Origin of the sequence: Staphylococcus sp. GDY8P131P (genome assembly GCF_017891975.1) — a bacterium.
Taxonomy (GTDB): domain Bacteria; phylum Bacillota; class Bacilli; order Staphylococcales; family Staphylococcaceae; genus Staphylococcus; species Staphylococcus nepalensis.
The window spans coordinates 101,771-126,217 of the sequence record NZ_JAESKF010000017.1 but is presented as its reverse complement, the minus strand read 5'-3'; the positions used below and the strand labels follow the sequence as shown (position 1 = coordinate 126,217).

The window sequence follows — 24,447 nt, the reverse complement described above, 5'->3', positions numbered from 1 at the left end:
CGTTATTATGGAACTACATGATTAATGTATTTATTCTTCAAGAAAATACATCAATTTTGATAAGTAGAAATGGTAAAAACATTGTATAGCATTTTACACATGAGTCTGGACTTGACTAATAAATATTTACTACTTTATAATGTCTACATGATTGTTAAATAATATGATGGTAATTTATTTTATCTTATCTGTTTTCTCGTGCTATAATAAACAACGATAGGAGTGAAACACTTGAGCATATTTAAAGAAAACATGATTACAGTTATTGCAATTGTTATAGCAATCATCGTTGGATTGATATTACAATACCAATATCAATTTCCTCCCCTTGTGTCAGCCGCTGTAGCTATATTTCTAGGCATTTTCATTGGATTTATTGTCTTTGTCATTCAAGTTATTGTAACTAAAATTAAGAAAAAATAGTATTTCCTGCCGCACAATTGAGTCGGCAGTTTTTTTGGCATCTAGTTAACATAATATTATTATAGTTTTGTAAACATACTTTGTCTATGATTGTTTATTATACTTCAGCATTTTTTCTACTTCCAATTTTCCTTTCATTAAATAGCCTACTTTAATATAGTAGTATTTTAATTGCTTCCATTAAACTTTTATCAAAAAAGTAAATATACACATTACTTGTAATATTTTGTTATAGTGTAACTGAATCGTAATGTGATTCAAAATTTCTATTTGGAGTGATATAGTATGAATAAAATTTCAAAGATTTTTGTAGCAGGTACGGTTACGCTTGGAACTGCATTAGGTATAAATATTTCTAATGAAGAAGAATCACATAACGAAGCGCAAGCAATAACGACGCAACCTTGGTATACTTATAGTGGATATACTTCAGAGGGTGGTGATTTTGTATTAGATCAATCTTTTTTTAATGGGTTAAAAGCTGGAAATATGACATTTAATGAAATTAAAGTCAACAGCAAGTACCATTCTGGATCTAGCAGTAAGGTGATTTACGATCAAACTTTTCAGCAAACAAATGGTAAAACCGCAAATAGTGTAACATTTAGTATACAAAATAAATCAGTAAGTTTAAAAGATATACGTGTGCAGTATGGTGAAAATTATAAGTACCAACAGCCAATAAATGGAGATAAAGAAACTAGTAGTGACGGACTTTATGGATACCAAGTTGGCGACGGTAATATTGTTTTCCATGTCAGTGATGGTTATGTAACAAGTGCTGTGGTTTCTTAATAGTTCACTTTATAAATCAACGCTAATGACACTTCACAAACAAATATTTTACATTGTTACTCACTATATAATGCAATTAACAAACATATCTGTACGCCACGCACCGCCCCTCGCTATCGTTAATTAGTGAGGGCTTTCATTTGTAGTTTAGCCGCCTATTTGCTCATCTCATCTTCAGGTTTGCAAAGGTAATATACATATGATGTGACAACCCAATTACGTGCTGCTGTGATCATGATATGAATTAGAATAACTGTCGCTTTTTAACCCTCTTTTTGATATACCAACTGATGTTTGCAGTGATCAAAAACGATTATGTTAATCCTTTAGAAACATGTCCGCTTCCGATAAATTTCAATATATTAAACAGAATTTAAAATCTTTAATTTTAATATAATTAAGTATGTCCTAACAGCTATTACACCATTCTCGTCGTTAATTGAGCGTTTATAAAGTTATCGTAAAAAGGACAACATGCTACTGCATGTCGTCCTATATGAGTGCCGTCCAAAAGACGTTGCCTTTACATTAAATTTTGTATACCTATAGTATAATTGCTATCATTTTTTAAGCTTAAATTACTCAGCAACTGAATATGAGGGTTGTGCCTGGCATATGAACTGCAAGTGTAATCCCAATTAGAAAAAACTGTCTGATTTAAATTAAACTTTATATAGTATGACCATAGTTATTTGAAAAGTCATTTACAATACTACTTAATATGAATGTTTATTTATTACATTGACAACAACGTGACATAATTAATTTCTCACAATATCTTTACTCGTTTCAATAATAAATAAAACAAGTAAAGTCAGGCAAACAGAACCAACAAGCGTTGGGATAATAAAGAACATGTCTGTCGAGTTTGATATAGCCTCGCCTGTAGAATTTAACATAGTTACTCCAATGAATGCGCCAATTACTGCTGAAATCGTGCTAATAATAAGGTTAGTCATTTTATTATTAGTTAACCAAATTGAAAATGTCACCCCAACGATTACACCTATTACGATTGTAATAATAAAATCCATCAAATCCCTCCTATAGTATAGTGTTTCTATCTGCGTATACCATTTATTTAAACACACCAGAACATGGTACGATGCCTAACATTTATAAGAATACAACTTACATATTCTGCTTATAAATTCAATAACCTCAAAAAAGTATATTAAACACATAAAACTAAAATTTTGGTTTTAGAAAAAGTTTATTTTCTAAATTAAATAATAAGCAAACGCCCTACCTTCAGCCTACGTATTGCTCAAAAAAAGTTAAACCACACAGTGAACAGTAACCAAACGTACGCTTTTTACATTTTCATAAATTTAGCTCTACGCATCCAAAAGTAAAATAGATATATTAAAATCTTCAGTGATTGATTTAATGGATATTTCGTTATCTGCATGTAATTTTATTATTTTACGACGTTGGGGGTCCACCATTGCTTGAAACACATTATAGTTTTTATATTATTCATTAGCATTTAGATACTTAGGAAGGTTCATCTTCACTATTTCTTCCCACCGTCATCCATAAATCCTTGTATAACAGAGTGTGGCTGGCCAAACTCTGTTTCTTTTTCTTCATCCCAACCAGAATGTATCAGTATAAATTCTGTTGTACTATCATCTATTTGTTTAAGTTGGAATGTTATGGTCCAATCTTTTCCCCAATCAAAACTTAAGCTATCTTTAGGGTTTAGTTCTGTTACTTTACATGGGGATGCCCCATATTCTCCAGCGTAAAGCGTAAATTCTTTGCCTAACTTAGCTTCAAAATCATTTGGCATCCACCAAGAAGTTGTACCTTCTGATGTTCGAATGGCGTGCCAAACTTTATCTTTACTTGCTTTGAGCATAACTACTTTTTCTATTTGTGGCATTTTGTTACTATTGTTTATCTATGACACCTCCGTGTTTGATGTAACACCTTTTAGTGTTATATTCAGCATAGTTATTTTATTTAAATACATAATACTTCTTTCAAAAACCATACTATTTCCCTATTATTATTCTATTTATAAAAAATAATTTTAAAAAACTTATCTATTAAACTTATCAAAATTAAATATTGTATTTTTCTTTAGACAAAACTGTATTTGGCGGAAGTATATCTTTTTAAAACCTTCATTGATGGATTATAAAATAGTCCTATTTAATTTTTCTTCTAATAATGACCAAGCTTCATAAAAATGCTCATCTAAATGAATCGGTCTAAAACCAAAATCAAGATACATATTAATCGCTTGGTAACTCGTCGTTTGAGAAGTTAAATAAACTTGGTTATGATATTTGGCTATAAGTTTCATTGTGGCAGATAATAGTGGTTTAGATAAATGCTTGCCTTGGTATTCAGGTATGATTGCTACCCAGTGAATACGACCCATTGTATGGCGTTCATCTGTTAATCGTCCGTACCAAGCGGTTGCAGTGCCAATGACTTCTCCTTTAGCATTTTCTATAAATAAACATCGTTGTTCCATTTGGTCTAAGTAGGGACCAAATTCATCATTAAAATGGCATAACGCTTGGTTTATAGTATTAAATTCGTTAACGCTTGTTTCTACATTAGCCCATTTTAATTGTTCACCTTTTTGAAAATGGCGAATTTTATAATCATTGGGTAATCCGTAATCTGGTATATGATCTAATTGATCTCTTAGCATCTGTAATTTAAAATATTTCATCATTATCTAACTCCTTATAACTTCGATCAAATTAAAACTTGTGTTTTTAAAATCATTTAGCATTATGCTAAAAAATATAAATGTTGTACATAAAACAAGAGACTAAGATATAAATAACTTCTTAGTCTCAAATATAGCTATGGATTATGGTTGTTATAATAAGTCAACGCGTTAACACGCGCTTTATTCAATCCGAGTCGCTTTATAAACCGCAAACACAACAGTTTAAAAATGGTTTTTGATTAAATTTCTTTAATAAAAGTTAATATCGCATGAAATTCTTCTTCATCCGATGAAAATGTGCGCTCTTCGATTTCACGTACTGTACTATTCAATAATTTATATTCTGAAACTTCTTCATCTTTTAAATATGCGTTGATGCTACTTTCTAATTCTTTTAAAGAATGTGCTTTGATAGTGCTTAATTTTATTTCTTGCATTTAAATACAACCCCTTTTTGTAATTGTATATTTCTATTATTTAAAAAACACAAAATCTCATGATTAAAAAATAATTCCAAACATATATACATTATACACTTTATCAATGAATTTAATCTTATTTTTCAAAATTATATTACATATCACGCATGATTTAGAATCTAATAAATATGTTAAAAATACATATTTTTAACATGACACATAAATACAATCTAAACCACTTATACAAACAAAGGTAGGTGCAGAAAATTAGAAAAAATTATTCAAGACAAAGAAGTATTGTAAAATTTGCACATCCAAATTGCACCCAAATACTAATATTGATAAAAAAGGCGCAAAAAAAGCAATCCGAATTTATTCGTATAGAAGAAGATTCGGATTGTTGATATTACTAGTGTTTTGCCCCTTTTGCTTAGCACCTAGTATTGTTTTAAATATTGTTCTCTTTCCCATTCAGAAACTTGGGTCCTGTAATAATCCCACTCAATTGATTTAGAATTGATAAATTGATTATAAATATGGTTACCTAAAGCTTCTTTAATAGAATCATTTTCTCTCATCGCTTTGATAGCTGTATATAAAGTTGAAGGTAAATCTTGAATACCCACTGCTTCACGTTCTTCACGATTCATTTCATAAATATTTTGATTTACGGGTTCAGGTACTTCTAATTTATTTTCAATACCATCTAAGCCTGCTTGCAAGATAGCTGCTAATGCTAAGTATGGATTAGCTGCAGGGTCAACAGAACGGACTTCCACACGTGTTGATAAACCACGTGAAGTTGGTACACGTATTAATGGAGAACGGTTTTTACCACTCCAAGCAATATAGCAAGGCGCTTCATAACCTGGAACTAAACGTTTATAAGAATTAACTAAAGGATTACATACACCTGTTAAACCGCGTGCATTTTTAAGAATTCCGGCAATAAAGTGGTAAGCATCTTTAGTCATTTGCATATCACCTTCAGGATCATAAAAGGCATTTTCTTTACCTTTAAATAGTGACATATTAAAGTGCATTCCGCTTCCATTTACACCGAATAACGGTTTTGGCATGAAAGTTGCATGTAGATTATGTTGACGTGCGATTGTTTTGACAACTAATTTGAACGTTTGAATGTTATCACATGCAGTGATTGCATCTGCGTATTTAAAATCAATTTCATGTTGACCTGGTGCCACTTCATGGTGACTTGCTTCAATATCGAAGCCCATATCTTCTAACTCTAAAACAATGTCACGACGACAGTTTTCACCTAAATCTGTAGGTGCAAGGTCGAAATAACCGCCATTATCATTTAATTCTAATGTTGGTTCACCTTTCTCATCTAATTTGAATAAGAAGAATTCTGGCTCAGGTCCTAAATTTAACTCGGAAAAACCTAAGTCTTGCATATTTTTTAATACACGTTTTAAGTTTGCGCGTGGGTCACCTTCAAATGGTGTACCGTCTGTTTTATATACATCACAGATTAGACGAGCCACTTTGCCTTGACCAGCTGTCCACGGGAAAATAACCCAAGTGTCTAAATCTGGATATAAATACATGTCTGATTCTTCAATACGCACAAAGCCTTCGATTGAAGATCCATCAAACATCATTTGATTATCTAAAACTTTTTCTAATTGGCTAACTGGCACTTCTACGTTTTTAATTACACCTAAAATGTCAGTAAATTGTAAACGTAAGTACCTGACATTTTCTTCCTTAGCGAACTTGTGAATGTCTTCCTTTGTAAATGAACGTTTTGCCATTATAATGTCCCCCATTAATTTTATTTGATAAATCGAGATAAATCTCCACGATTTATCGGAATCGCTTCTCGTTGTGGTTTCTGTGTAGCATCAACTATCATTTGTTTTCTTGTTTCTTGTTCATTGTCAGATAGGTGATCTTGTTCGTTGTTTAAAATTTGTTTGATTCCTTTTAAGTTAAAACCTTTTTCATTCAGTCTTTTTATCTCTAAAAGGCGATCCAAATCATTTAACGAAAAAAGTCGTTTATTTCCTTCTGATCTTTCTGGCTTAATCAGTTCATGTGTTTCATAATAACGAACTTGTCTAGCGCTTAATTCGCTTAATTTTGTAACAACACTCATAGAGAAGACTGGCATGTTGCGTCTTATCGTATCTTTTGACTCCAATCCAATCACCTCTATTTTTGAACTTGTATATAATTTAGCATAATTAATAAATGATTTCAAAAATATGTTAGGTTTTCTAACATCAGCAGTTAATCCTTGATACGAACAGTTTTAAGCAATGTTCTTTATTTTATAACATTGAATATTCCAAAAAATCTTAAAATTAAATAAAAAATCCACATGATAATCCCGTTTCACTCAAAATATAAATTACATAAGTGAACACGCGAATCATTGTGGATTTAATTTATCTTAAATTTGTTGTTGTAATTTTTGTGCAGCTCTTGCCACAGCTAGTTTAACATGTTCATATGTCAAACCGCCTTGCACATAAGCTTCATATGGTGGTCTAATGGGACCATCCGCTGATAATTCAATTGAAGACCCTTGAATAAAAGTACCAGCTGCCATAATCACATCGTCTTCATACCCTGGCATATATGAAGGTTCAGGACTGAAATGTGCATTGATAGGAGATGCTTCTTGAATACTTTGACAAAATTGAATCATTTGTTCTTTTGTATCAAATGCAACTGTTTGAATTAAATCTGTTCTCAGTTCATTGTATCTTGGTGTTGTGCGCATATTCATTTTTTCTAATAATAAGCTTGTAAATAACGCGCCTTTTAAGCTCTGGCTTACAACATGAGGTGCTAAGAAAAACCCTTGGTACATTTCTTGCAAGGAATATAATGAAGCACCGGCTTCTTTTCCAATACCAGGTGCTGTTAAACGATATCCACATCTTTCAACTAATGCAGCTTTTCCAACAATATATCCGCCGATTTTAGCCAGTCCGCCGCCCGGGTTTTTAATTAATGAACCTGCCATTAAATCAGCACCACATTCAATAGGTTCACGTTTCTCAACAAATTCTCCATAACAATTATCAACAAAGACAATCACTTCCGGATGTTTCGCTTTGATTTGATTAATAGCTCTTTCAATTTTTGCTAAATCAATAGATGGTCGTTGATCATAACCTTTAGAACGTTGAATCGCAATGACTTTAGTTTGAGGTTTAATATTATTTAAAACAGCGTCAATATCAATGTCATCTTGTTTTAAATCCACTTTACTGTATGCAATACCATGTTCTTTTAAACTTTCTATACCATTGCCATTGATGCCTATCACTTCTAATAATGTATCATATGGATTACCAGTAATATATAATAATTCTTCCCCATGTTTTAAGAGGCTTTGTAACGCAATAGTTATAGCATGTGTGCCAGATATAATCTGTGGGCGCACGATTGCGTCTTCTGCTTTAAATGTATGTGCATAAATTGCTTCTAAATGATCTCTACCAATATCATCGTAACCATAACCTGTGGTGCCGAGTAAATCACTTTCTGTTGCTTTAACAGCATGAAAAGCATCTAACACTTTTTCTTGATTTCTATAAGCTGTTGCTTCTATTTTCTTAAAATAGGGATCTAACATCGTTTCAGTGTCTGCTATTAATTGCTCTATCTTCTCCATTACCCATTCTTCTTTCTATTCTTTTTTAAAACCTTTCACTTCATATGTTGCATCATCTTCATTAAAATTCAATTCTGAGACGAGTGTATGCTGTTTTAAGAAGTATAACCTATCAGCATTGTTGCTTGGCACACTTTCTTCATAATAAGTGAGCGCTGCTTTCACTTGCTCAATCAGCATTTGTTTCACTTTGTCTTTATCTTCATCATTTTTACTAGAAACAAAAACGGATGGTAAGTTCGTTGTGGGCAGTGTCCCCTCATGTAAATCTTTTTTATTAAATATAATTGCTTGTGGGATATGCCCCATGTCTAAGTCATCAACAATTCGATTGACAGTATCATATTGAACACGGTATTCTGGATGGCTACTATCAACCACATGCAATAACAAATCTGCGCCTTTCGCTTCTTCTAAGGTAGATTTAAAAGCAGCGATTAAAGTTGTGGGCAGTTTCTGTATAAAGCCAACAGTATCAGAAATAATTAAATTAAATCCCTCGTTAATTTGAATCTGTCTCGTTTTAGGATCCAATGTAGCAAATAATAAATTTTTCTCATAAGTCACTTCATCAGCTAATACATTAAACCATGATGATTTACCGGCGTTGGTATAACCAACAAGGGCTACTTGGAACACATTATTCTGTTCACGCTTATTACGATATCGTTCACGATGCTCAACAACTGTTTCTAATTGATGTTTGATTTCATTCATCCGCGTTCTAATGTGACGACGGTCCATTTCTAATTTGGTTTCACCTGGACCTCTTGTACCGATACCGCCACCTAAACGCGACAAGCTACGACCATGGCCTTGGAGGCGTGGTAATAAATAATCTAATTGCGCAAGCTCTACCTGTAATTTACCTTCCTTACTTCGCGCTCTCAATGCAAAGATTTCTAATATCAACTGTGTTCTGTCTATAATTTTGACATTCAGGTTACCATTCAATGTTTTTGACTGTGCCGTCGTCAATTCATCATTGGCTACTACAACGTCTATGTCATTCATTTCAACATATGCTTTTATATCTTCTAATTTTCCTTTACCTACGTAGTATTTATTATCAAAATGATTTCTATTTTGCGTAAACTGCGCTTGTACATTAAGTTGGCACGTTTCTGACAATGAAGCTAGTTCTTCCATTGTGGATTCAAAATCAAATACTTCATCGGATTGAGCATGAACTCCGACTAAAATGGCTGATTCTAATTCTTTTTTAGTCGTATGTGTGTGTTGTTGGCTCATAACATGCACCTCTTTCAAAGTTTTCTTAGCTATTCTATCATAGTGTTAATATAAAGACTATAAACTTAAATTATGTTAGATTAATAATAAGAGGTGACGCAATATGACTATATACGATATAGAAGTTCAGAAACCAAATGGAGAGACTTATAAATTAGAAGCATATAAAGATAAAGTACTGTTAATTGTTAACACTGCAAGTGAATGTGGTTTCACACCACAGTTTGAAGGCTTGCAAGCGTTATACGAAAATTATAAAGACCAAGGTTTCGTTGTTTTAGGTTTCCCATGCAACCAGTTTGGTGGTCAAGAACCAGGGACAGGGGAAGAAGCTACACAAAGTTGCAAAATCAATTATGGTGTGTCATTTCCAATGCACGAAAAAATTGACGTTAAAGGGGAAAATCAACATCCTTTATACCAATTCTTAACAGAACAACAAAATGGTTTCTTCAATGAAAAAATCAAATGGAACTTCACTAAATTTTTAATTGATAGAAATGGTAACGTAGTTAAACGTTTCTCTCCTCAAAAAAAACCAAGTCAAATTGAATCTGAAATTGAATCACTGCTTTAAACTTAACCAATTATGAATTAATTAAAAAAGCTACGCTTGATTATTAAAAATCAAGCGTAGCTTCTTATTATTTAAAGTATGCAAAATATATTGTTAGAAAAATTATGCTTCGTCAACTGTATCATCAATTGTAAATGTACTGATTGCATGTTTATAAATTAGATGTTGCTTACCTTGTGTTAATAAACAAACTAAGCTATCATCATAATCTTCAATAATTCCCTTCATTTGAAAACCATTAACTAAAAAAACAATGACTTTAGTTTGATCATTTTTAAATTGTCCTAGGAATTTATCTTGGATGTTTTCTGTTGTATTCATGTTATGTACTCCTTTTATTTATTTGGACTGAAACTTCATCTAACATCAATGAAAGTGACATTTTCTCTCTATCTAACCATACTACGTCGAGCTTGTTTTTGAACCAAGTCATTTGTCGTTTTGCATAATTTCTAGAATGCTTTTTCAATTTATTTGTTGCTTCATCTAGATTAGACTCATTTTTAATTACAGGTAACATCTCTTTATATCCGATAGCTTGCATACTTTGACAAGTTTCAAAACCATCTTCAACGAGTTGTTTCACTTCATTAAGTAATCCGCGTTCCAACATTATATCTACACGTTTATTAATTCTTTGATATAAAGTTTCGCGTGACATTTCTATCCCTATTAATAATGTATCATAATTCACCGTATATTGTTGACTTTTCTTACGAGAACTTAAAAGTTTTTTTGTTTTTAAGTAATATTCTATCGCTCTATGTACTCTTTTTCGATTGTTTGGGTGGATATTGTCAGCTGAGGCTTTATCAAACGAAGCTAAATAACCATGCAAATGTACATTAGAAAGTGAATCTAATTCACTTAAAGTTGCGTCTACGTATTTTTGTCTTTCTTCTGAAATAGTCTCATCTTCAAAGGCGTAATCATAAATTAATGATTGAATATATAAGCCAGTACCACCTACAATAATAGGTATACGCCCTCTATTGATAATTTCTTTTATTAATCGCTGTGCGCTTTTTTTGAAGTCATATGCAGAAAATGTTTCATTAGGTTCGAGCATATCTATCATATGATGCGGTATGCCCTCCATCTCACCTTCTGTTATTTTTGCTGTTCCGATATCCATATGTTTATAGACCTGCATTGAATCTCCGCTAATAATCTCACCGTTGAATTTTTTGGCTAGTTCAATACTTAATTCTGTTTTACCTACAGCCGTAGGACCCACCAACGCAACTATAAAAGGCTTGTCGCTATGCACTTGTATCAACTCTCTCTATTCTTTTTTAAAATTTGTTTCTCTATCCAATCATACATATGATGCCAAGTCGTTATGCTATCTCTTTCAAAAAGTACTTCATGCCTTTTATTTTTATATAAGTGAACTGTAATATGTTGAATATTACCCTTCTTATATAGTCTACCTAAATGTCTAATCCCTTTTCCATAATTACCTATGGCATCTTCTTTTCCTGAAATAAGTAAAATAGGCATTTCTGATTGCATTTTTTTTATATTTTTTAAACGGCTTGTCAGCAACATATGTTTGACAGTTTCATAAATTAATTGGTTTGAGACTAAAAATCCAGTATAAGGGTCTTTTTCAAATTTTTTAACTTCTTCAACATCGCTGGATAACCAATCATTATTAGATTTGTTGTTTTTAATATTTTTATTAAAGGATTTGTACATGATTTGATTTAACCATTTTAAACGACGTCGTTTCCCTGTTATTAAAGTGACTATTTTCAAACATATTTGTATTAACTTTCCTAAAAATTTTGGGTATTGCATTGTCCCAGATAAAATCATACCTTGTGCAACATCTGGATATTTCTGTGTAAATATTCTACTAACAATAGACCCCATAGAATGACCTAAAATAATATAAGGCGTATTTGTATCATTTGAATACAATGTTTGAGCAATTTCATAAGTATCGTCAGCTATATGCTCCATATTATCTATATGACCACGTTCAAACACTTCAATATCCTTACCATGACCTCTATGATTATGGCGTAACACATCATAACCTTGCTGATTCAGTGACTCAATAAGTGAATCATACCTGTCCATATGTTCTGCCATACCATGAAGTAGGTGGACGATGCCTACCCTTTCTTTTTTAGCTTTATTCAATTTAACTTCCAATGTTGTCCCATCTGCAACTGTGATTTTAAATTCATTTACACCCATGTTATAGCCTCCAAATCACACTTCGATTCACTCATCATATATTATACAATATACCTTCAAAATGTATTGTTTTCAAATACAATGCTAGTATGTATTTGAAAATGTGTAACCTTAAATTTTCTAGTTTTAATATCGGACTAGAACAGAAACCGTATTTTTTCAAACGATTTCGCAGTCCGACGCAGACAAAAATAACTAAAAAATACAAATTATTATAGTTCAACCATAAATCGTATTAAAGTTAAAATGGTTACATCGACTAAAGCTCATTGCGAAAAGGCCGCTAACTCAATTAGTTCAGAAATAACACTTTACATTTTATGGTAATCATGCACTATCAATCTCATATTTAAAACCCAAGGCGTTTATCTATGTTCTAACTTAACTCATAAAAAGCACCATGCTTTTTGTAGCATAAAACGGTGATGAAATAAACACTTTTTTAACTGCGGCATATCTGAAAGAATAACATGGTCTTGAAACTTAATGTTCAAGACACACTCGCAGCAATAATACAAAGTATCATTATAAAATAAACCCCAAAAAGATTTCGTTAACTAGAAATCCTTTTGGGGCTAAATTTTGGGATTTATATCCCAGACAGTTTTATTTTGAGTGTAGGCATTTATACTCCTTAACTGGCTCTCATATCAGTCGTTTAAATATTATATTTCTTATTCTTTTACTGCGGGTTGATTGTTGCCTGTTTGTGCTTCGTCAATGGCAGTTTGAAGTTCTTTTGTAAATAGTTCTTTTTGAACGTCTGTGTAGCCAAGTAACTCAGCCATTACATTAATAACTTGATCTTTATAATTTAATACATCGTCAATTTTGAAATATAGTTTGCCTGTACGGCGAATAAAGAAATCTGTTGGACGGTGAACCATTTCATTTTGAATAGAATAAATCAATTCAGTATAAATATCTAATGGCAAACCAGAATCTTGATATTGTGCTGTTTGTGCAATTTTGAATAATTCTTCTGCATTTGAACCATATTTAGTAGCAAAATGACGTGCAGTTGCGTCATCAATTTGATAAGCTTTTGCATCTTCTACTTTTTTATCTATGAAGTCGCTAAAGTTAGCACTGCCACCAACATCTCCACCTGAAATAGGTAAATGTTTGGTAGCACATTTATCAAATTTCATACCATATTCTGTTTTTAAGCGTTTAGATAATAAATCTACAATTTCTAACGCCATATGACGATAGCCTGTTAATTTACCACCGGCGATAGTTAATAGTCCTGATTTACCTTCCCAAACTTCGTCTTTACGAGAAATTTCTGAAGGGTCTTTTCCTTGTTCTAAAATCAATGGTCTTACGCCAGCCCATGAAGATTCAATATCTTCATCAGCTACATTTACATCTGGGAACATATAATTAATTGCCTCAATTAAATAATCTCTATCTTCTTGTGTAGCTAATGGCGATGTTTTATCATTATCATAGAAAGTATCTGTTGTGCCTACATAAGCTTTGCCTTCACGAGGAATAGCAAAAATCATACGTCCATCTTTTTCAGTGTCAAAATACACTGCTTGACCTAATGGGAATTTAGATTGATCAATAACAATATGCACACCTTTGGTTAAACGTAATTGTTTATTATTACGTGCATAATCGCCACTACGTACTTCATCTACCCATGGCCCACTTGCGTTGATTACTTTTTTAGCTTTAATTGGGTAAGTTTCTCCGCTAATTTGATCTTCGGCGTGAATACCATTTACCTGTTCGTTTGAATCATACGTGAAGTGTATTGATTTAGTATGGTTAATTACGGTTGCACCTTTTTCAGCTGCACGCTTCATTACTTCAATTGTTAAACGAGCGTCATCAGTACGGTATTCCACGTATGAGCCGCCACCTTTTAAGCCTGATTTTTTAACAAGCGGTTCTTTTGCTAATGTTTCTTTAGCATTTAACATTGTTTTACGTTCTGATTTTTTTACACCTGCTAATCTATCATATAAAGCTAGGCCAATAGAAGTAGTGAATTTGCCCATTGAACCGCCCTTATGCATTGGTAATAGCATGCGTTCTGGTGTTGTTACATGAGGACCATTTTCGTATACAATCGCACGTTCTCGACCAGTTTCAGCTACCACACCAACTTGTAGTTGTTTTAAATAACGTAAACCACCATGAACTAATTTTGTTGAACGTGAACTAGTGCCTTGTGCAAAATCTTGCATTTCAACTAATGCAACCTTCATACCTCTTTGTGTTGCATCTAAAGCGATGCCTGCACCTGTAATTCCGCCACCAATAATCACAACGTCAAATGTATCATTTTTTAACTCTTTCTTAATCTGTTCTCTTTTCAAAGTTGATAAACTCATAAATCTAGCGCCTCCTAGTAATAATAAAAAAAGAGAGACCTATCCCATACATATATTATTGTACGAACAGAGTCTCTCATTTCTCATCTCGGTATTATTAACTTACCCTTATTATAGCATAAAAAACTAAATAAAGTCTAATTCTTTTATGCTTCATCTAATTTAAAGACTTGTGTTGCTTCTACAGCTTTTTTCCAGCCTTTATATAATTTATTTCTTTCTTCTTCTTCCATATCTGGATTAAACTCTTTCTCAAGTTTCCAACGATTAGCAATTTCATCTTTGCTATCCCAGAAGTCGACAGCTAAACCTGCTAAATAAGCTGCACCTAGAGCTGTGGTTTCGTTGATTTCAGGTCGTTCAACGCTCACATTTAACAAATCTGATTGGAATTGCATGATAAAGTTGTTTTTTACAGCACCTCCGTCAACGCGCAGATTGTTGACAGTAATATCAGAATCTTTTTCCATTGCTTCAAGTACATCACGTGTTTGATAGCATAATGATTCTAATGTAGCACGGATAAAATGTTCTTTTTCTGTACCACGAGTTAAACCAAAGATAGCACCTCGCGCGTCAGCATCCCAGTATGGCGTTCCTAATCCAACGAAAGCAGGCACAACATAAACACCTTCAGTTGATTCTACACGTTCTGCGTAGTTCTCTGATTGTGGTGCAGAGTTAATCATTCGCAAGCCATCTCTTAACCATTGGATGGCTGAACCTGAAACAAAAATAGAACCTTCCAGTGCATAGTTAACCTTACCATCTAGGCCATATGCAATGGTTGTTAATAGTCCACTTTTAGATGCTACGGCTTCTTCGCCTGTATTCATCAACATGAAGCCACCTGTGCCATATGTGTTTTTAACATCGCCTCGTTCAAAACACGCTTGACCAAATAATGCTGCTTGTTGGTCGCCTGCGATACCAGCAATTGGGACTTCTTGGCCAAAGAAATGATAGTCAATTGTATTTGCATAAACTTCGCTAGATTCTTTAACTTCAGGTAACATAGAGTTTGGAATTTCTAAAATGTCTAGTAATTCTTGATCCCATTCTAAATCATGGATGTTATAAATTAATGTACGGCTTGCATTCGTGTAATCAGTAATATGTGCATTACCACCTGATAATTTCCAAACTAACCATGAATCGATGGTACCGAATAATAAATCTCCATTATCAGCTTTTTCTCTTGCTCCATCCACGTTATCTAGTATCCATTTAACTTTTGTTCCTGCAAAATAAGGATCTAATAAAAGGCCTGTTTTTTCACGGAATTTGTCTTCTAAACCTTGTTCTTTTAAATCTTGACAGATGCTTTGTGTTTGGCGTGATTGCCACACAATTGCATGGTAAATGGGTCTAGATGTTTTTTTGTCCCACACGACTGTAGTTTCACGTTGGTTTGTAATACCGATGCCTGCAATCTGCTCTGCGCCCACGTTTTCTTCATTTAAAACTTCAGCCATAACTGCTAAAACTGATGTCCATATTTCGTTTGCATCATGTTCTACCCATCCTGATTTAGGAAAATATTGTTTAAATTCGCGTTGTGCGACTCCTTTTATTTTACCTTCTTGGTCAAAAAGAATGGCTCTTGAACTCGTAGTGCCTTGATCGATTGACAAAATATATTTTTCCATAATTATTATCTCCCTCTTCTAATGTTAGTAAAACGAATTACTTATGTAATCCAAATTTACATGCATACTTTCACTGTACCCATTTTTAACTGATTCACACAACAAACATCTAATGGTAAACCAACTAAAATATTATCTGTTAACAGTTTAACGTATATTCTATATAGATTAAATATAATTAATATATAGATTCAATGCCTTTTGCATTTTTTGCTTTATTTAAAGTGACACCTAACACAAGTGTAATAATCAATAATACAATTGCAATTACTGATAACGTATCAAATGCACCTTTATAGAATAATCTATAAATTACAGCACCAATCATACCACCAGTTATTGGTCCTAATACTGGCACGATTGCATATGACCAATTAGAACCACCCTTACCTGAAATCGGTAAAATCGCATGAGCAATACGAGGCCCCAAATCACGGGCAGGATTGATCGCATAACCAGTTGGTCCACCCAAACTTAACCCAATTGCGACGATTAAGCTACCAACGATTAATGGATTTAATCCATCAGCTATTTTATTCATACCAATGAATAATAGACCCATAGTTAAAACGCCAGTACCAATAATTTCACTCATAAAATTGGCGAAATAGTTTTTAATTGCAGGCGCTGTAGAAAACACAGCCAACTTAGTATCTTGGTCTTCTGTTGCTTTCCATTGCGCTAAATACATTAACCAAACTAAAACGCCACCAACAACGCCGCCAAGTATTTGACAAATAATATAACCAGGTACCATTCCCCAACTAATTGCTCCGTCCATCGCAAAAGCCAAGGTGACAGCGGGATTCAAATGGGCGCCAGAAATTTCTCCTACTGCATAAACGCCCATCGTTACGCCTAGACCCCATCCTGTAGCGATAACAATCCAATCTGCACCATTACCATTACTTCTTTTCAAATTGACATTGGCAACAACGCCGCCGCCTAATAACACAAGTATTGCTGTTCCCAAAAATTCAGCAAAATATACACTCATAAAGACTCCTCCTAAAATAAGACAGGGAGATCCCTACAATTATACCCAGTTTCGAACCACCGGCTTAATGACTGTAGAAATCTCCCATCTCTGTTCTAAATATTAACTTGAGTTCATCTTACACCGATGTTGTAAGCGTTGTCAAATCTTTTCGTGAAAAACTTGTCACAATTTAATTTGATTGTACGCCGCTATCATTGATACTAAATTGGCCTGTTAAAGCGTTTATTTCTGCCGTTAAGCCATAAGGTATCATATGTTTAGGCTCATTGTGGCCAAATGATAAATTATAAAAAACTGTCATTTTAGGATTATTACATTTTGAGATAATTTCTAAAATTTCTTTTTTGTAACTTTCATAGTATATATTGTTAAAAGGTTTCCCAAAGAGCATACCATTTATGCGTTCTAAAATTCCTTTCTTCAACAATTGCTCTAAATATGCTGAGAACACTTTTGGTGTCGGTGTATCTTCTGATGTTTCTAAAAATAATATGGCGTTATTAAAATTTTCTAAATCAGGAAAAAACGAGGTGCTCATTAAATCCACAAACGTTTCTAAATTACCTCCCACAAGTTTGCCACTAACCTTTTGATTACCATTTAATACTTCAAGGCCTTTTTGCTTTAAAATGGGTCTTGAAATAGCTTTGTTTTTAATATCCCATTCTAACCCGTAAGGCCTAATATAGTTTGCTGTTTTTATTTCACCTATTTCATTTGAAGTAAACCAACATTTTCTAATATTCTCTACCGTATAAGAATCCATTTCGACATTTTCTGCAAAATCAGTTAATAATGCCTGGCCATAGAAACTGACTACGTTCATTTTATAAAACATTAAATGTATCGTTGTAGTATCTGAATAGCCACTAAATATTTTAGGATTTGCAGCAATAGTTTTTAAATCGACGTAAGGTGAAATTCGTCTAGCATCCTCTCCACCAATACAAGAAATAATGGCTTTGACCTCTTGGTCTTTGAGCGCTTCATTTAGATCTTCAGCGCGACATTCTGGATGCTCACGGACATATGCTAAGCCCTTAAGCGCATGCGGCATCACTTTTACATTTAATCCAAATTCATTTTCTAAGCGTTGGCCCCCTTGATTAGTCCTCCATAAAATTTCAGCTTCGCCAGCTAAACCAGAAGATAAAGAAACAATCGCTACAGTATCGCCTTTCTTTAATTTACTAGGTTTTATTATGATGATCATCTCCTTAATAGGTAGTTATCATTATTTAGACCGAAAATAGATTCTTATAAAAAACTCCCTCGCCATCATTTTGATACGTTTCAATATCTCATGGAGAGGAAGCAGCACGATTAATGAATTTTATAATCTATACACTTTGTTTTTATTTAAGCACATTCATATCTTTATTTACCATAATAAGCGGTCGCTCGTGGTGATATGTTTAGCGCCATTCTCAATTGCAATATCGACTTCTTCTTTACTATTAATCAATCCACCAGCGATCACTGAAGTATTCGTTTCTTCGTTAATAATCCTAATCGCTTTTGTAGCGACACCTGGTAACACTTCAACAAAATCAGGCTCCACACGTTTAATTAATTCTATACTTCTAGACAGCGCATGGCTATCTAATACAAATACTCTAAAAACAGTTATAGTATTTAATGATTTCGCTTTATTAATCACTTTAGTTTTCGTTGAAACAATCCCTTTCGGGTGGTAATTTTGGATAATATATTCACAAGCATACTCATCATGGCTCATGCCTTTTATTAAATCGATATGCATATAAGTTTCTATATGATGTTTATTTAATAAATCCATAATGCTTTTGACATGCCCAATATGTGCATCCAACATCACACATTCTTTATAATCAGTCTTCGTCAATTTTTCTAGATCTTTCATTGACCTTACTGCTGGTAAAATATGTGGTTTCAATACGACGCCCTCCTTAAATAATGCGTTTAAACAAGCGCTCTAATTCATAATTTGAAAAATTAATGATAATGGGTCTTCCATGCGGACAAGTAAACGGGTCTTCTGTTTCTCTTAATTGATTAACTAAATCAGCCATTTCATTATTTTTTAAATAATGATTTGCTTTAATAGATTTTTTGCAACTCATCATAATTGCAGCTTCTTCACGAATTTTCTTAACATCTACTTTTTTATGCTCTAGTACGTATTCGATCATATCTTTTATAATTTCTTCCGCTTCTTGTTTTGGAAACCAAACTGGATAGCTATCAACAATGTAGTCATGCCCACCAAATGGTTCTAAATGTACGCCTACTTTATCCAATTCTCCTTTATATTGGTTGATAATCATCAGCTCATCTTTTGAAAAATGGAAGGTCAATGGAATCAATAGGTTTTGGCTTTCATTTGCAACATCACCAATTTTCTCTCTGAAATATTCATACTTTATGCGTTCTTGAGCGGCGTGTTGATCAATCATAAACATGCCATTTTCATTTTGCGCTATAATATAAGTCCCATGTACTTGGCCAACAATTTCCATATAAGGTACTCTACGAGACGACGTACCCCCCACAGGCTCTTTGATATCCTTATTGATATTGCTTTCTGAAAAATGATTTCCATGCGTCGTTGTTTCTTCATTATTACTTACGCCTTTTGTCTCCATATCATCAAGTATTTCGTTTTGTGCTTTTTTGTATTCATCATAATCATTTGCGGATTCTTGAATACTATCAGGAAAGGTATCCGTTAAATTGGAATAGTTCAATTGATGTTCATCGTTTAAAACGTTATTGTTTTCAGATGATACGTTATGGTGCTCTAGTGTGTTAGGGTTCGGGGTATTGTGTTGTTGACGTTTTTCAAATTCCATTTTCTGTTGTTCAAATTTATCTAACACTTTATGCTTCTTCGTCATTTTATCCATATCATTTTGAGGGATTAAAATTCTATTTTTAAAAGCTTCATGAATTTTTTCAACAATGAGTTCATAAAGTTGATCCTCTTTTGATAATCTAACTTCTAGCTTGGTCGGATGAACGTTTACATCTACAAGTATAGGGTCCATTTCAATGTTGATATAACATATTGGGTACCTACCAATCATCAACAAAGTATGATACCCCTCTAAAATCGCTTTATTTAATAAAAAGTTTTTAATATATCTCCCGTTAATAAAAATAGAAATATAGTGTTTATTACTTCTAGAATGCTCTGGTCTAGCGAAATAAGCATCTATATGATAATCACTTGTATCTCCAGTAACATGGACTAAGTCTTTCGCAACTTTCATACCATAAATTTCTGCCATAACTTCATTGGTTCTACCAGATCCATTTGTTTTTATAATAGTCTTGCCATCTGAAACCAACGAAATACGAATATCTGGATGACTCATCGCCATTCGATTAACAATATCTGTTATTTTACCGAGTTCGGTATATAGACTTTTAATATATTTTAAGCGTGCTGGCGTGTTATAAAATAAAGATTCCACTAAAATATCTGTGCCGCGCTTGGCTTTTGCTGGCTTTTGGTTTAAAACCTCGCCATTTTCTACATAAACTTCTTGTCCTTCTTGGTTATCTGTACAAGTTTTTAAAGTCACTTTAGAAACTGACGAAATACTGGCCAATGCCTCACCACGAAAGCCTAACGTACGAATATGAAACAAATCGTCGTCTACATCTAATTTGCTTGTTGCATGTCGATGAAATACTAAATCTAAATCGTCGATTTCTATACCAGTTCCATTATCAACCACACGAATAGAAGCTACACCAGATTGTTCTACTTCTATATTAATTTCAGTCGCTTGTGCATCTATGGCGTTTTCTAATAATTCTTTCACGACAGAACCAGGTCGTTCAACCACTTCTCCAGCTGCGATTTTATTTGCTAATGATGTCTGTAACTCTTTTATTTTACCCATTGGATGACTTCACCTCTACTTTAACTGATTTTGCAATTCACTTAGTTTTACTAGGGCTTCTATTGGCGTCATAGTTGATAAATTTAATTGTTTAATTTCACTTTCTACTTCACTTTGTTTCACAGGGGTTTCAAACAAATCAAATGCAGCTTGTTCAAATTGAGATTGAGTGTCATCCTGTACTTTTTCTTTATAAGTCATTGCACTTTCTTCTACTGAATCATCTTCTAGAGGTTGTGCATCTATCCCATTTTTAATGAGATTTACTTCTTCATTCGTCGCTTGTTTTTGCGTATTATGCTCTTCAAAAGCATCTAAAATAACCTGTGCACGTGAAATCACTTCGTCAGGTAAATCAGCTAATTTAGCTACTTGTATACCATAACTATCATCTACAGCGCCATCTTTAACTTTATGCAAGAAGATAAGTTCACCTTTATATTCATTTGCAGCCACGTGTACATTTTTTAAACATGATAATGACTGATCTAACGCTGTTAATTCATGATAATGCGTTGAAAACAAAGTCTTAGCATGTGAAGTATGTGCAACATATTCAATCATTGCTTGTGCTAACGCTAAACCGTCATAAGTAGATGTACCTCTTCCGATTTCATCAAAGATAATCAAGCTATTTTCTGTGGCATTTGCAAGTGCTTTTTGTGCTTCAAGCATCTCTACCATAAATGTACTTTTACCGGAAACAAGGTCATCGGCTGCACCAATTCTCGTAAATATTTGGTCAAATACTGGTAGCGTAGCTGATTCACATGGTACATAAGCACCCATCTGTGCCATGATGCTTATGATAGCTACTTGTCTCATGTAAGTAGATTTACCAGACATGTTAGGGCCAGTAATTAAGTAAATAAAGGTGTCTTGATCTAATTTACAATCATTTGGTACATAATCATTGTGGTCCATTACACGTTCTACAACTGGATGTCTAGAATTTGTCAATTCTAACGTTTTATTTTCACTAAATGAAGGTCTAGCATAATTGTATTTTTGTGCTATTTCAGCAAAACTTTGTAAACAGTCAAGTTCAGAAATAACTTTCGCTTGTTTTTGTAAACGTTCGGTGTAGGTCTTGATTTGTTCACGTAATTGGACAAACAGTTGATATTCTAATTCTATTGCTTTATCTTCAGCGCCTAATATCATGTCTTCTTTTTCTTTTAATTCATCAGTAATAAAGCGCTCCGCATTTGATAATGTCTGTTTACGATGATAACCATATGCCGCAGGGTCAAAGCCATGTAAATTGGCTCTTGTGATTTCAATAAAATATCCAAAGACTTTATTAAAACTAATTTTCAGCGATTTAATTCCTGTTCGTTGACGCTCCTTAGTCTGTAGTTCAGCTAACCAAGACTTACCATTTTTAGATGCTTCCAAGTATTCATCAAGTGTCTCGTTAAATCCTTGCTTGAATAATCCACCTTCTTTCACAGAAATTGATGGTTCTTCTTTGAGACTGTTTTCTAATAGTGCTAGTAATTCATCTAAAGGCTCTAATGCATTAAATTGTGCTGTCGTTTTGGTATCTAAGCTGTCTAATAACTGTTTAATATTGGGTATTTCAGAAATGGAATGTTTAAGTTGAATTAAATCTCTCGCATTTACATTGCCATAACTTACACGACCAACCAAACGTTCAATATCATAAACTTGATTTAAATGTTCTCTTAAGGTATCTCTCTCTATAAAATAATCAATAAACTGTGTCACTGTATCTAGTCGTGATTCAATTTGGTTTTTGTGAATTAATGGTCTATCAATCCATTGTTTTAATCTTCTAGCGCCCATTGGCGTTTTAGTTTCATCCATCAACCATAGCAGTGTACCTTTTTTACTTTTAAGCCGTATACTTTCTGTTAATTCTAAATTACGCTTTGCATAAAAATCCATTTTCATAAAATCGACAGCTTCATATTGAACTACGCTTTCAATATGGGATAAATCTCGTTTTTGCGTATGGAAAACATAATCAAGTAATAGTTGCGTAGCGTTAAATAGTGGTAGGTCATTATTTGTATTAATGTTATATTGTGCATCAGATATTTCAGATAAAACCGTAATTGTTTCTGTTGTTAAACTAATTTGTCTTTTTAATACCTCACTAATCGGTGCGTTTACAACTATTTCATTTGGGTTAATTGTTGTAATTTCATTGATTAATGTAGCATTATCATCAAATGATGTAACTTTTAATTCACCAGTGGATACGTCACAATAACTTAGCGCATAAACTCCATTAATTTGGACAAAGCTCAAAATATAATTGTTCTGTTTTTCGTCAACGCCGCCTTGATCCATGACTGTCCCTGGTGTAACAATTCTTACGACTTCACGCTTTACCATACCTTTAGTTTGTCTAGGGTCTTCCATTTGTTCACAAATAGCAACTTTATATCCATTATTGATTAATGTTTCAATATAACCATCTGCAGAATGATACGGCACCCCACACATAGGAATCGGATTTTCTTTTTTAGCATCACGTTTTGTTAAAGTTATTTCAAGTACTCTTGAAGCTTCTTTGGCATCTTCATAAAACATTTCATAAAAATCGCCTAACCTAAAAAATAATAAACAATCTTGATATTGTGACTTTATTTTTAAGTATTGTTGCATCATTGGAGTTTGATTCGTCATTTAATATTTCACAATCCTTCTATTAGTTTCTTACTTTGATTTATACTTATTGCAAACTATCAATTTCTTATGTACGATTCGTGATTACGTTATTTTAAAAGTTTATTACTTTTATATGGCTTATTTCTATATCTTTTACACGCTACGTTTTTGTAGGAACACAATTATGATTAACATTTTACAGCTCATTTAACTCTTAAATTTTAACATAACTTTAGCTTTTACGCCTATGCTTACAAGTTATATAAGTTTCTAAGCTATTATCAATTTGATATAACAAACAAACGAGATTAAGCCTCATAGTCATATAAAAGTATTTAATTACAACATTGCATTATAATTAATACTTTTATATGTCCAAAGTAATGAAACTTAATCTCGTCATATTTATAAGAAACGTTTTAAAATACCTTTTCTTTTCATAGTCATCAATATGATATAACTGATGATGGCACCAATGACACTTGATGCGATAAATGCTACCATGAGTGGCTTAACAGCAAAATTCGTAAAGCCAAGTATCCACGCTAACGGTATACACATGATACTGCCAATAATACCTGTCCCTATTACCTCGCCAATCGCTGCCATAAAGAGATGTTTTCGATAATAATAAAATCCACTTGCTAATAATACGCCAACCATACTACCAGGAAATGCAAAGAAACTACCTGTTCCGAAAAGCATTCGGAGTATCGACGATATAAACGCCTGTGCCAAACCAAACCAAGGTCCAACAAATACTGCACATAAAACATTGATTAAATGTTGTATAGGTGCTGCTTTTATGGGCCCTAATGGAATGACTATAATACTACTTAGAACTATATTAATAGCTATAAATATGGCAGTTAATGTTAATTTTCTAGTCTTCATAGCGTT

Annotated in this window: 22 protein-coding genes; 3 read left to right on the top strand and 19 right to left on the bottom strand. The window is 33.2% G+C overall.

Going from position 1 to position 24,447, the window contains the following annotated elements:
• Nucleotides 1–231: 231 nt before the first annotated feature.
• Nucleotides 232–423: a hypothetical protein gene (locus KA894_RS12035; RefSeq protein WP_096809976.1), complete on the top strand. Its 192-nt coding sequence runs from the start codon at nt 232–234 to the stop codon at nt 421–423.
• A gap of 285 nt (nt 424–708) precedes the next feature.
• Nucleotides 709–1,218 carry an immunodominant staphylococcal antigen IsaB family protein gene (isaB, locus tag KA894_RS12030; RefSeq protein WP_096809978.1) on the top strand — a complete coding sequence of 170 codons (510 nt, stop codon included), beginning with the start codon at nt 709–711 and terminating at the stop codon, nt 1,216–1,218.
• A 761-nt stretch (nt 1,219–1,979) separates the two neighbouring features.
• Here the strand turns inward: isaB and KA894_RS12025 are convergent.
• The 8 genes from KA894_RS12025 to hflX form a co-directional block, all read right to left on the bottom strand.
• The gene (locus tag KA894_RS12025) at nt 1,980–2,252 is read right to left on the bottom strand and encodes a hypothetical protein (RefSeq protein WP_096809979.1); all 273 of its coding nucleotides are present in this window, start codon (nt 2,250–2,252) and stop codon (nt 1,980–1,982) included.
• Nucleotides 2,253–2,734: 482 nt separating this feature from the next.
• Nucleotides 2,735–3,106: an SRPBCC family protein gene (locus KA894_RS12020; RefSeq protein WP_242693536.1), complete on the bottom strand. Its 372-nt coding sequence runs from the start codon at nt 3,104–3,106 to the stop codon at nt 2,735–2,737.
• A gap of 255 nt (nt 3,107–3,361) precedes the next feature.
• Entirely contained in the window at nt 3,362–3,913 is a 552-nt protein-coding gene (locus tag KA894_RS12015) for a GNAT family N-acetyltransferase (protein WP_242693535.1), read from the bottom strand.
• A gap of 239 nt (nt 3,914–4,152) precedes the next feature.
• A complete protein-coding gene (locus KA894_RS12010) occupies nt 4,153–4,350 on the bottom strand; it encodes a hypothetical protein (protein WP_107644571.1) in 198 nt (65 codons plus the stop codon).
• 419 nt (nt 4,351–4,769) lie between these two features.
• Nucleotides 4,770–6,110, bottom strand: a complete 1,341-nt coding sequence (gene glnA / locus KA894_RS12005; protein WP_096809985.1) for a type I glutamate--ammonia ligase — start codon at nt 6,108–6,110, stop codon at nt 4,770–4,772.
• 20 nt (nt 6,111–6,130) lie between these two features.
• On the bottom strand, nt 6,131–6,499 hold the full coding sequence (locus tag KA894_RS12000; RefSeq protein ID WP_170006890.1) for a MerR family transcriptional regulator: 369 nt from the start codon (nt 6,497–6,499) through the stop codon (nt 6,131–6,133).
• Nucleotides 6,500–6,751: 252 nt separating this feature from the next.
• Nucleotides 6,752–7,984 (bottom strand): methionine gamma-lyase family protein, encoded by a 1,233-nt coding sequence (locus KA894_RS11995; protein ID WP_103373139.1) that lies wholly within the window; start codon nt 7,982–7,984, stop codon nt 6,752–6,754.
• 15 nt (nt 7,985–7,999) lie between these two features.
• Entirely contained in the window at nt 8,000–9,235 is a 1,236-nt protein-coding gene (gene hflX / locus KA894_RS11990) for a GTPase HflX (protein ID WP_096809989.1), read from the bottom strand.
• A 103-nt stretch (nt 9,236–9,338) separates the two neighbouring features.
• On the opposite strand from hflX, the gene KA894_RS11985 reads away from it, so the two are divergent.
• Nucleotides 9,339–9,812, top strand: a complete 474-nt coding sequence (locus tag KA894_RS11985) for a glutathione peroxidase (protein WP_096809991.1) — start codon at nt 9,339–9,341, stop codon at nt 9,810–9,812.
• Nucleotides 9,813–9,914: 102 nt separating this feature from the next.
• Here KA894_RS11985 and hfq read toward each other — a convergent pair whose 3' ends face one another.
• The 11 genes from hfq to thiW form a co-directional block, all read right to left on the bottom strand.
• Nucleotides 9,915–10,133 carry an RNA chaperone Hfq gene (hfq, locus tag KA894_RS11980; RefSeq protein ID WP_096809993.1) on the bottom strand — a complete coding sequence of 73 codons (219 nt, stop codon included), beginning with the start codon at nt 10,131–10,133 and terminating at the stop codon, nt 9,915–9,917.
• Nucleotide 10,134: 1 nt separating this feature from the next.
• Nucleotides 10,135–11,082: a tRNA (adenosine(37)-N6)-dimethylallyltransferase MiaA gene (gene miaA / locus KA894_RS11975; RefSeq protein ID WP_210133986.1), complete on the bottom strand. Its 948-nt coding sequence runs from the start codon at nt 11,080–11,082 to the stop codon at nt 10,135–10,137.
• 5 nt (nt 11,083–11,087) lie between these two features.
• Nucleotides 11,088–12,020 carry an alpha/beta hydrolase gene (locus KA894_RS11970; RefSeq protein ID WP_096809997.1) on the bottom strand — a complete coding sequence of 311 codons (933 nt, stop codon included), beginning with the start codon at nt 12,018–12,020 and terminating at the stop codon, nt 11,088–11,090.
• A gap of 674 nt (nt 12,021–12,694) precedes the next feature.
• Entirely contained in the window at nt 12,695–14,368 is a 1,674-nt protein-coding gene (locus tag KA894_RS11965) for a glycerol-3-phosphate dehydrogenase/oxidase (protein ID WP_096809998.1), read from the bottom strand.
• 146 nt (nt 14,369–14,514) lie between these two features.
• Complete coding sequence (gene glpK / locus KA894_RS11960) at nt 14,515–16,017, bottom strand: glycerol kinase GlpK (protein WP_096810000.1); 1,503 nt, start codon at nt 16,015–16,017, stop codon at nt 14,515–14,517.
• A gap of 178 nt (nt 16,018–16,195) precedes the next feature.
• Nucleotides 16,196–17,014 (bottom strand): MIP/aquaporin family protein, encoded by an 819-nt coding sequence (locus tag KA894_RS11955; protein WP_096810002.1) that lies wholly within the window; start codon nt 17,012–17,014, stop codon nt 16,196–16,198.
• Nucleotides 17,015–17,186: 172 nt separating this feature from the next.
• Nucleotides 17,187–18,221 (bottom strand): S66 family peptidase, encoded by a 1,035-nt coding sequence (locus KA894_RS11950; protein WP_119487853.1) that lies wholly within the window; start codon nt 18,219–18,221, stop codon nt 17,187–17,189.
• 177 nt (nt 18,222–18,398) lie between these two features.
• Nucleotides 18,399–18,932 (bottom strand): glycerol-3-phosphate responsive antiterminator, encoded by a 534-nt coding sequence (locus KA894_RS11945; RefSeq protein ID WP_096810004.1) that lies wholly within the window; start codon nt 18,930–18,932, stop codon nt 18,399–18,401.
• A gap of 13 nt (nt 18,933–18,945) precedes the next feature.
• The gene (mutL, locus tag KA894_RS11940; protein WP_119487852.1) at nt 18,946–20,907 is read right to left on the bottom strand and encodes a DNA mismatch repair endonuclease MutL; all 1,962 of its coding nucleotides are present in this window, start codon (nt 20,905–20,907) and stop codon (nt 18,946–18,948) included.
• Nucleotides 20,908–20,922: 15 nt separating this feature from the next.
• Entirely contained in the window at nt 20,923–23,544 is a 2,622-nt protein-coding gene (mutS, locus tag KA894_RS11935; RefSeq protein WP_421673554.1) for a DNA mismatch repair protein MutS, read from the bottom strand.
• A gap of 408 nt (nt 23,545–23,952) precedes the next feature.
• Nucleotides 23,953–24,441, bottom strand: coding sequence for an energy coupling factor transporter S component ThiW (gene thiW / locus KA894_RS11930; protein ID WP_107644220.1), 489 nt, complete (start codon nt 24,439–24,441; stop codon nt 23,953–23,955).
• Nucleotides 24,442–24,447 lie beyond the last annotated feature (6 nt).

Excerpts from the sequence above, each read along its gene's own strand:
- KA894_RS11985 (WP_096809991.1), top strand. The coding sequence starts at position 9,339 with ATGACTATATACGATATAGAAGTTCAGAAACCAAATGGAGAGACTTAT.
- KA894_RS11995 (WP_103373139.1), bottom strand. The coding sequence starts at position 7,984 with ATGGAGAAGATAGAGCAATTAATAGCAGACACTGAAACGATGTTAGAT.
- KA894_RS12020 (WP_242693536.1), bottom strand. The coding sequence starts at position 3,106 with ATGCCACAAATAGAAAAAGTAGTTATGCTCAAAGCAAGTAAAGATAAA.
- mutL (WP_119487852.1), bottom strand. The coding sequence starts at position 20,907 with ATGGGTAAAATAAAAGAGTTACAGACATCATTAGCAAATAAAATCGCA.
- mutS (WP_421673554.1), bottom strand. The coding sequence starts at position 23,544 with ATGCAACAATACTTAAAAATAAAGTCACAATATCAAGATTGTTTATTA.
- hfq (WP_096809993.1), bottom strand. The coding sequence starts at position 10,133 with ATGAATACAACAGAAAACATCCAAGATAAATTCCTAGGACAATTTAAA.
- glpK (WP_096810000.1), bottom strand. The coding sequence starts at position 16,017 with ATGGAAAAATATATTTTGTCAATCGATCAAGGCACTACGAGTTCAAGA.
- KA894_RS12025 (WP_096809979.1), bottom strand. The coding sequence starts at position 2,252 with ATGGATTTTATTATTACAATCGTAATAGGTGTAATCGTTGGGGTGACA.
- KA894_RS12015 (WP_242693535.1), bottom strand. The coding sequence starts at position 3,913 with ATGATGAAATATTTTAAATTACAGATGCTAAGAGATCAATTAGATCAT.
- isaB (WP_096809978.1), top strand. The coding sequence starts at position 709 with ATGAATAAAATTTCAAAGATTTTTGTAGCAGGTACGGTTACGCTTGGA.
- KA894_RS12010 (WP_107644571.1), bottom strand. The coding sequence starts at position 4,350 with ATGCAAGAAATAAAATTAAGCACTATCAAAGCACATTCTTTAAAAGAA.
- KA894_RS11970 (WP_096809997.1), bottom strand. The coding sequence starts at position 12,020 with ATGGGTGTAAATGAATTTAAAATCACAGTTGCAGATGGGACAACATTG.
- KA894_RS11955 (WP_096810002.1), bottom strand. The coding sequence starts at position 17,014 with ATGAGTGTATATTTTGCTGAATTTTTGGGAACAGCAATACTTGTGTTA.
- KA894_RS11965 (WP_096809998.1), bottom strand. The coding sequence starts at position 14,368 with ATGAGTTTATCAACTTTGAAAAGAGAACAGATTAAGAAAGAGTTAAAA.
- glnA (WP_096809985.1), bottom strand. The coding sequence starts at position 6,110 with ATGGCAAAACGTTCATTTACAAAGGAAGACATTCACAAGTTCGCTAAG.
- thiW (WP_107644220.1), bottom strand. The coding sequence starts at position 24,441 with ATGAAGACTAGAAAATTAACATTAACTGCCATATTTATAGCTATTAAT.
- hflX (WP_096809989.1), bottom strand. The coding sequence starts at position 9,235 with ATGAGCCAACAACACACACATACGACTAAAAAAGAATTAGAATCAGCC.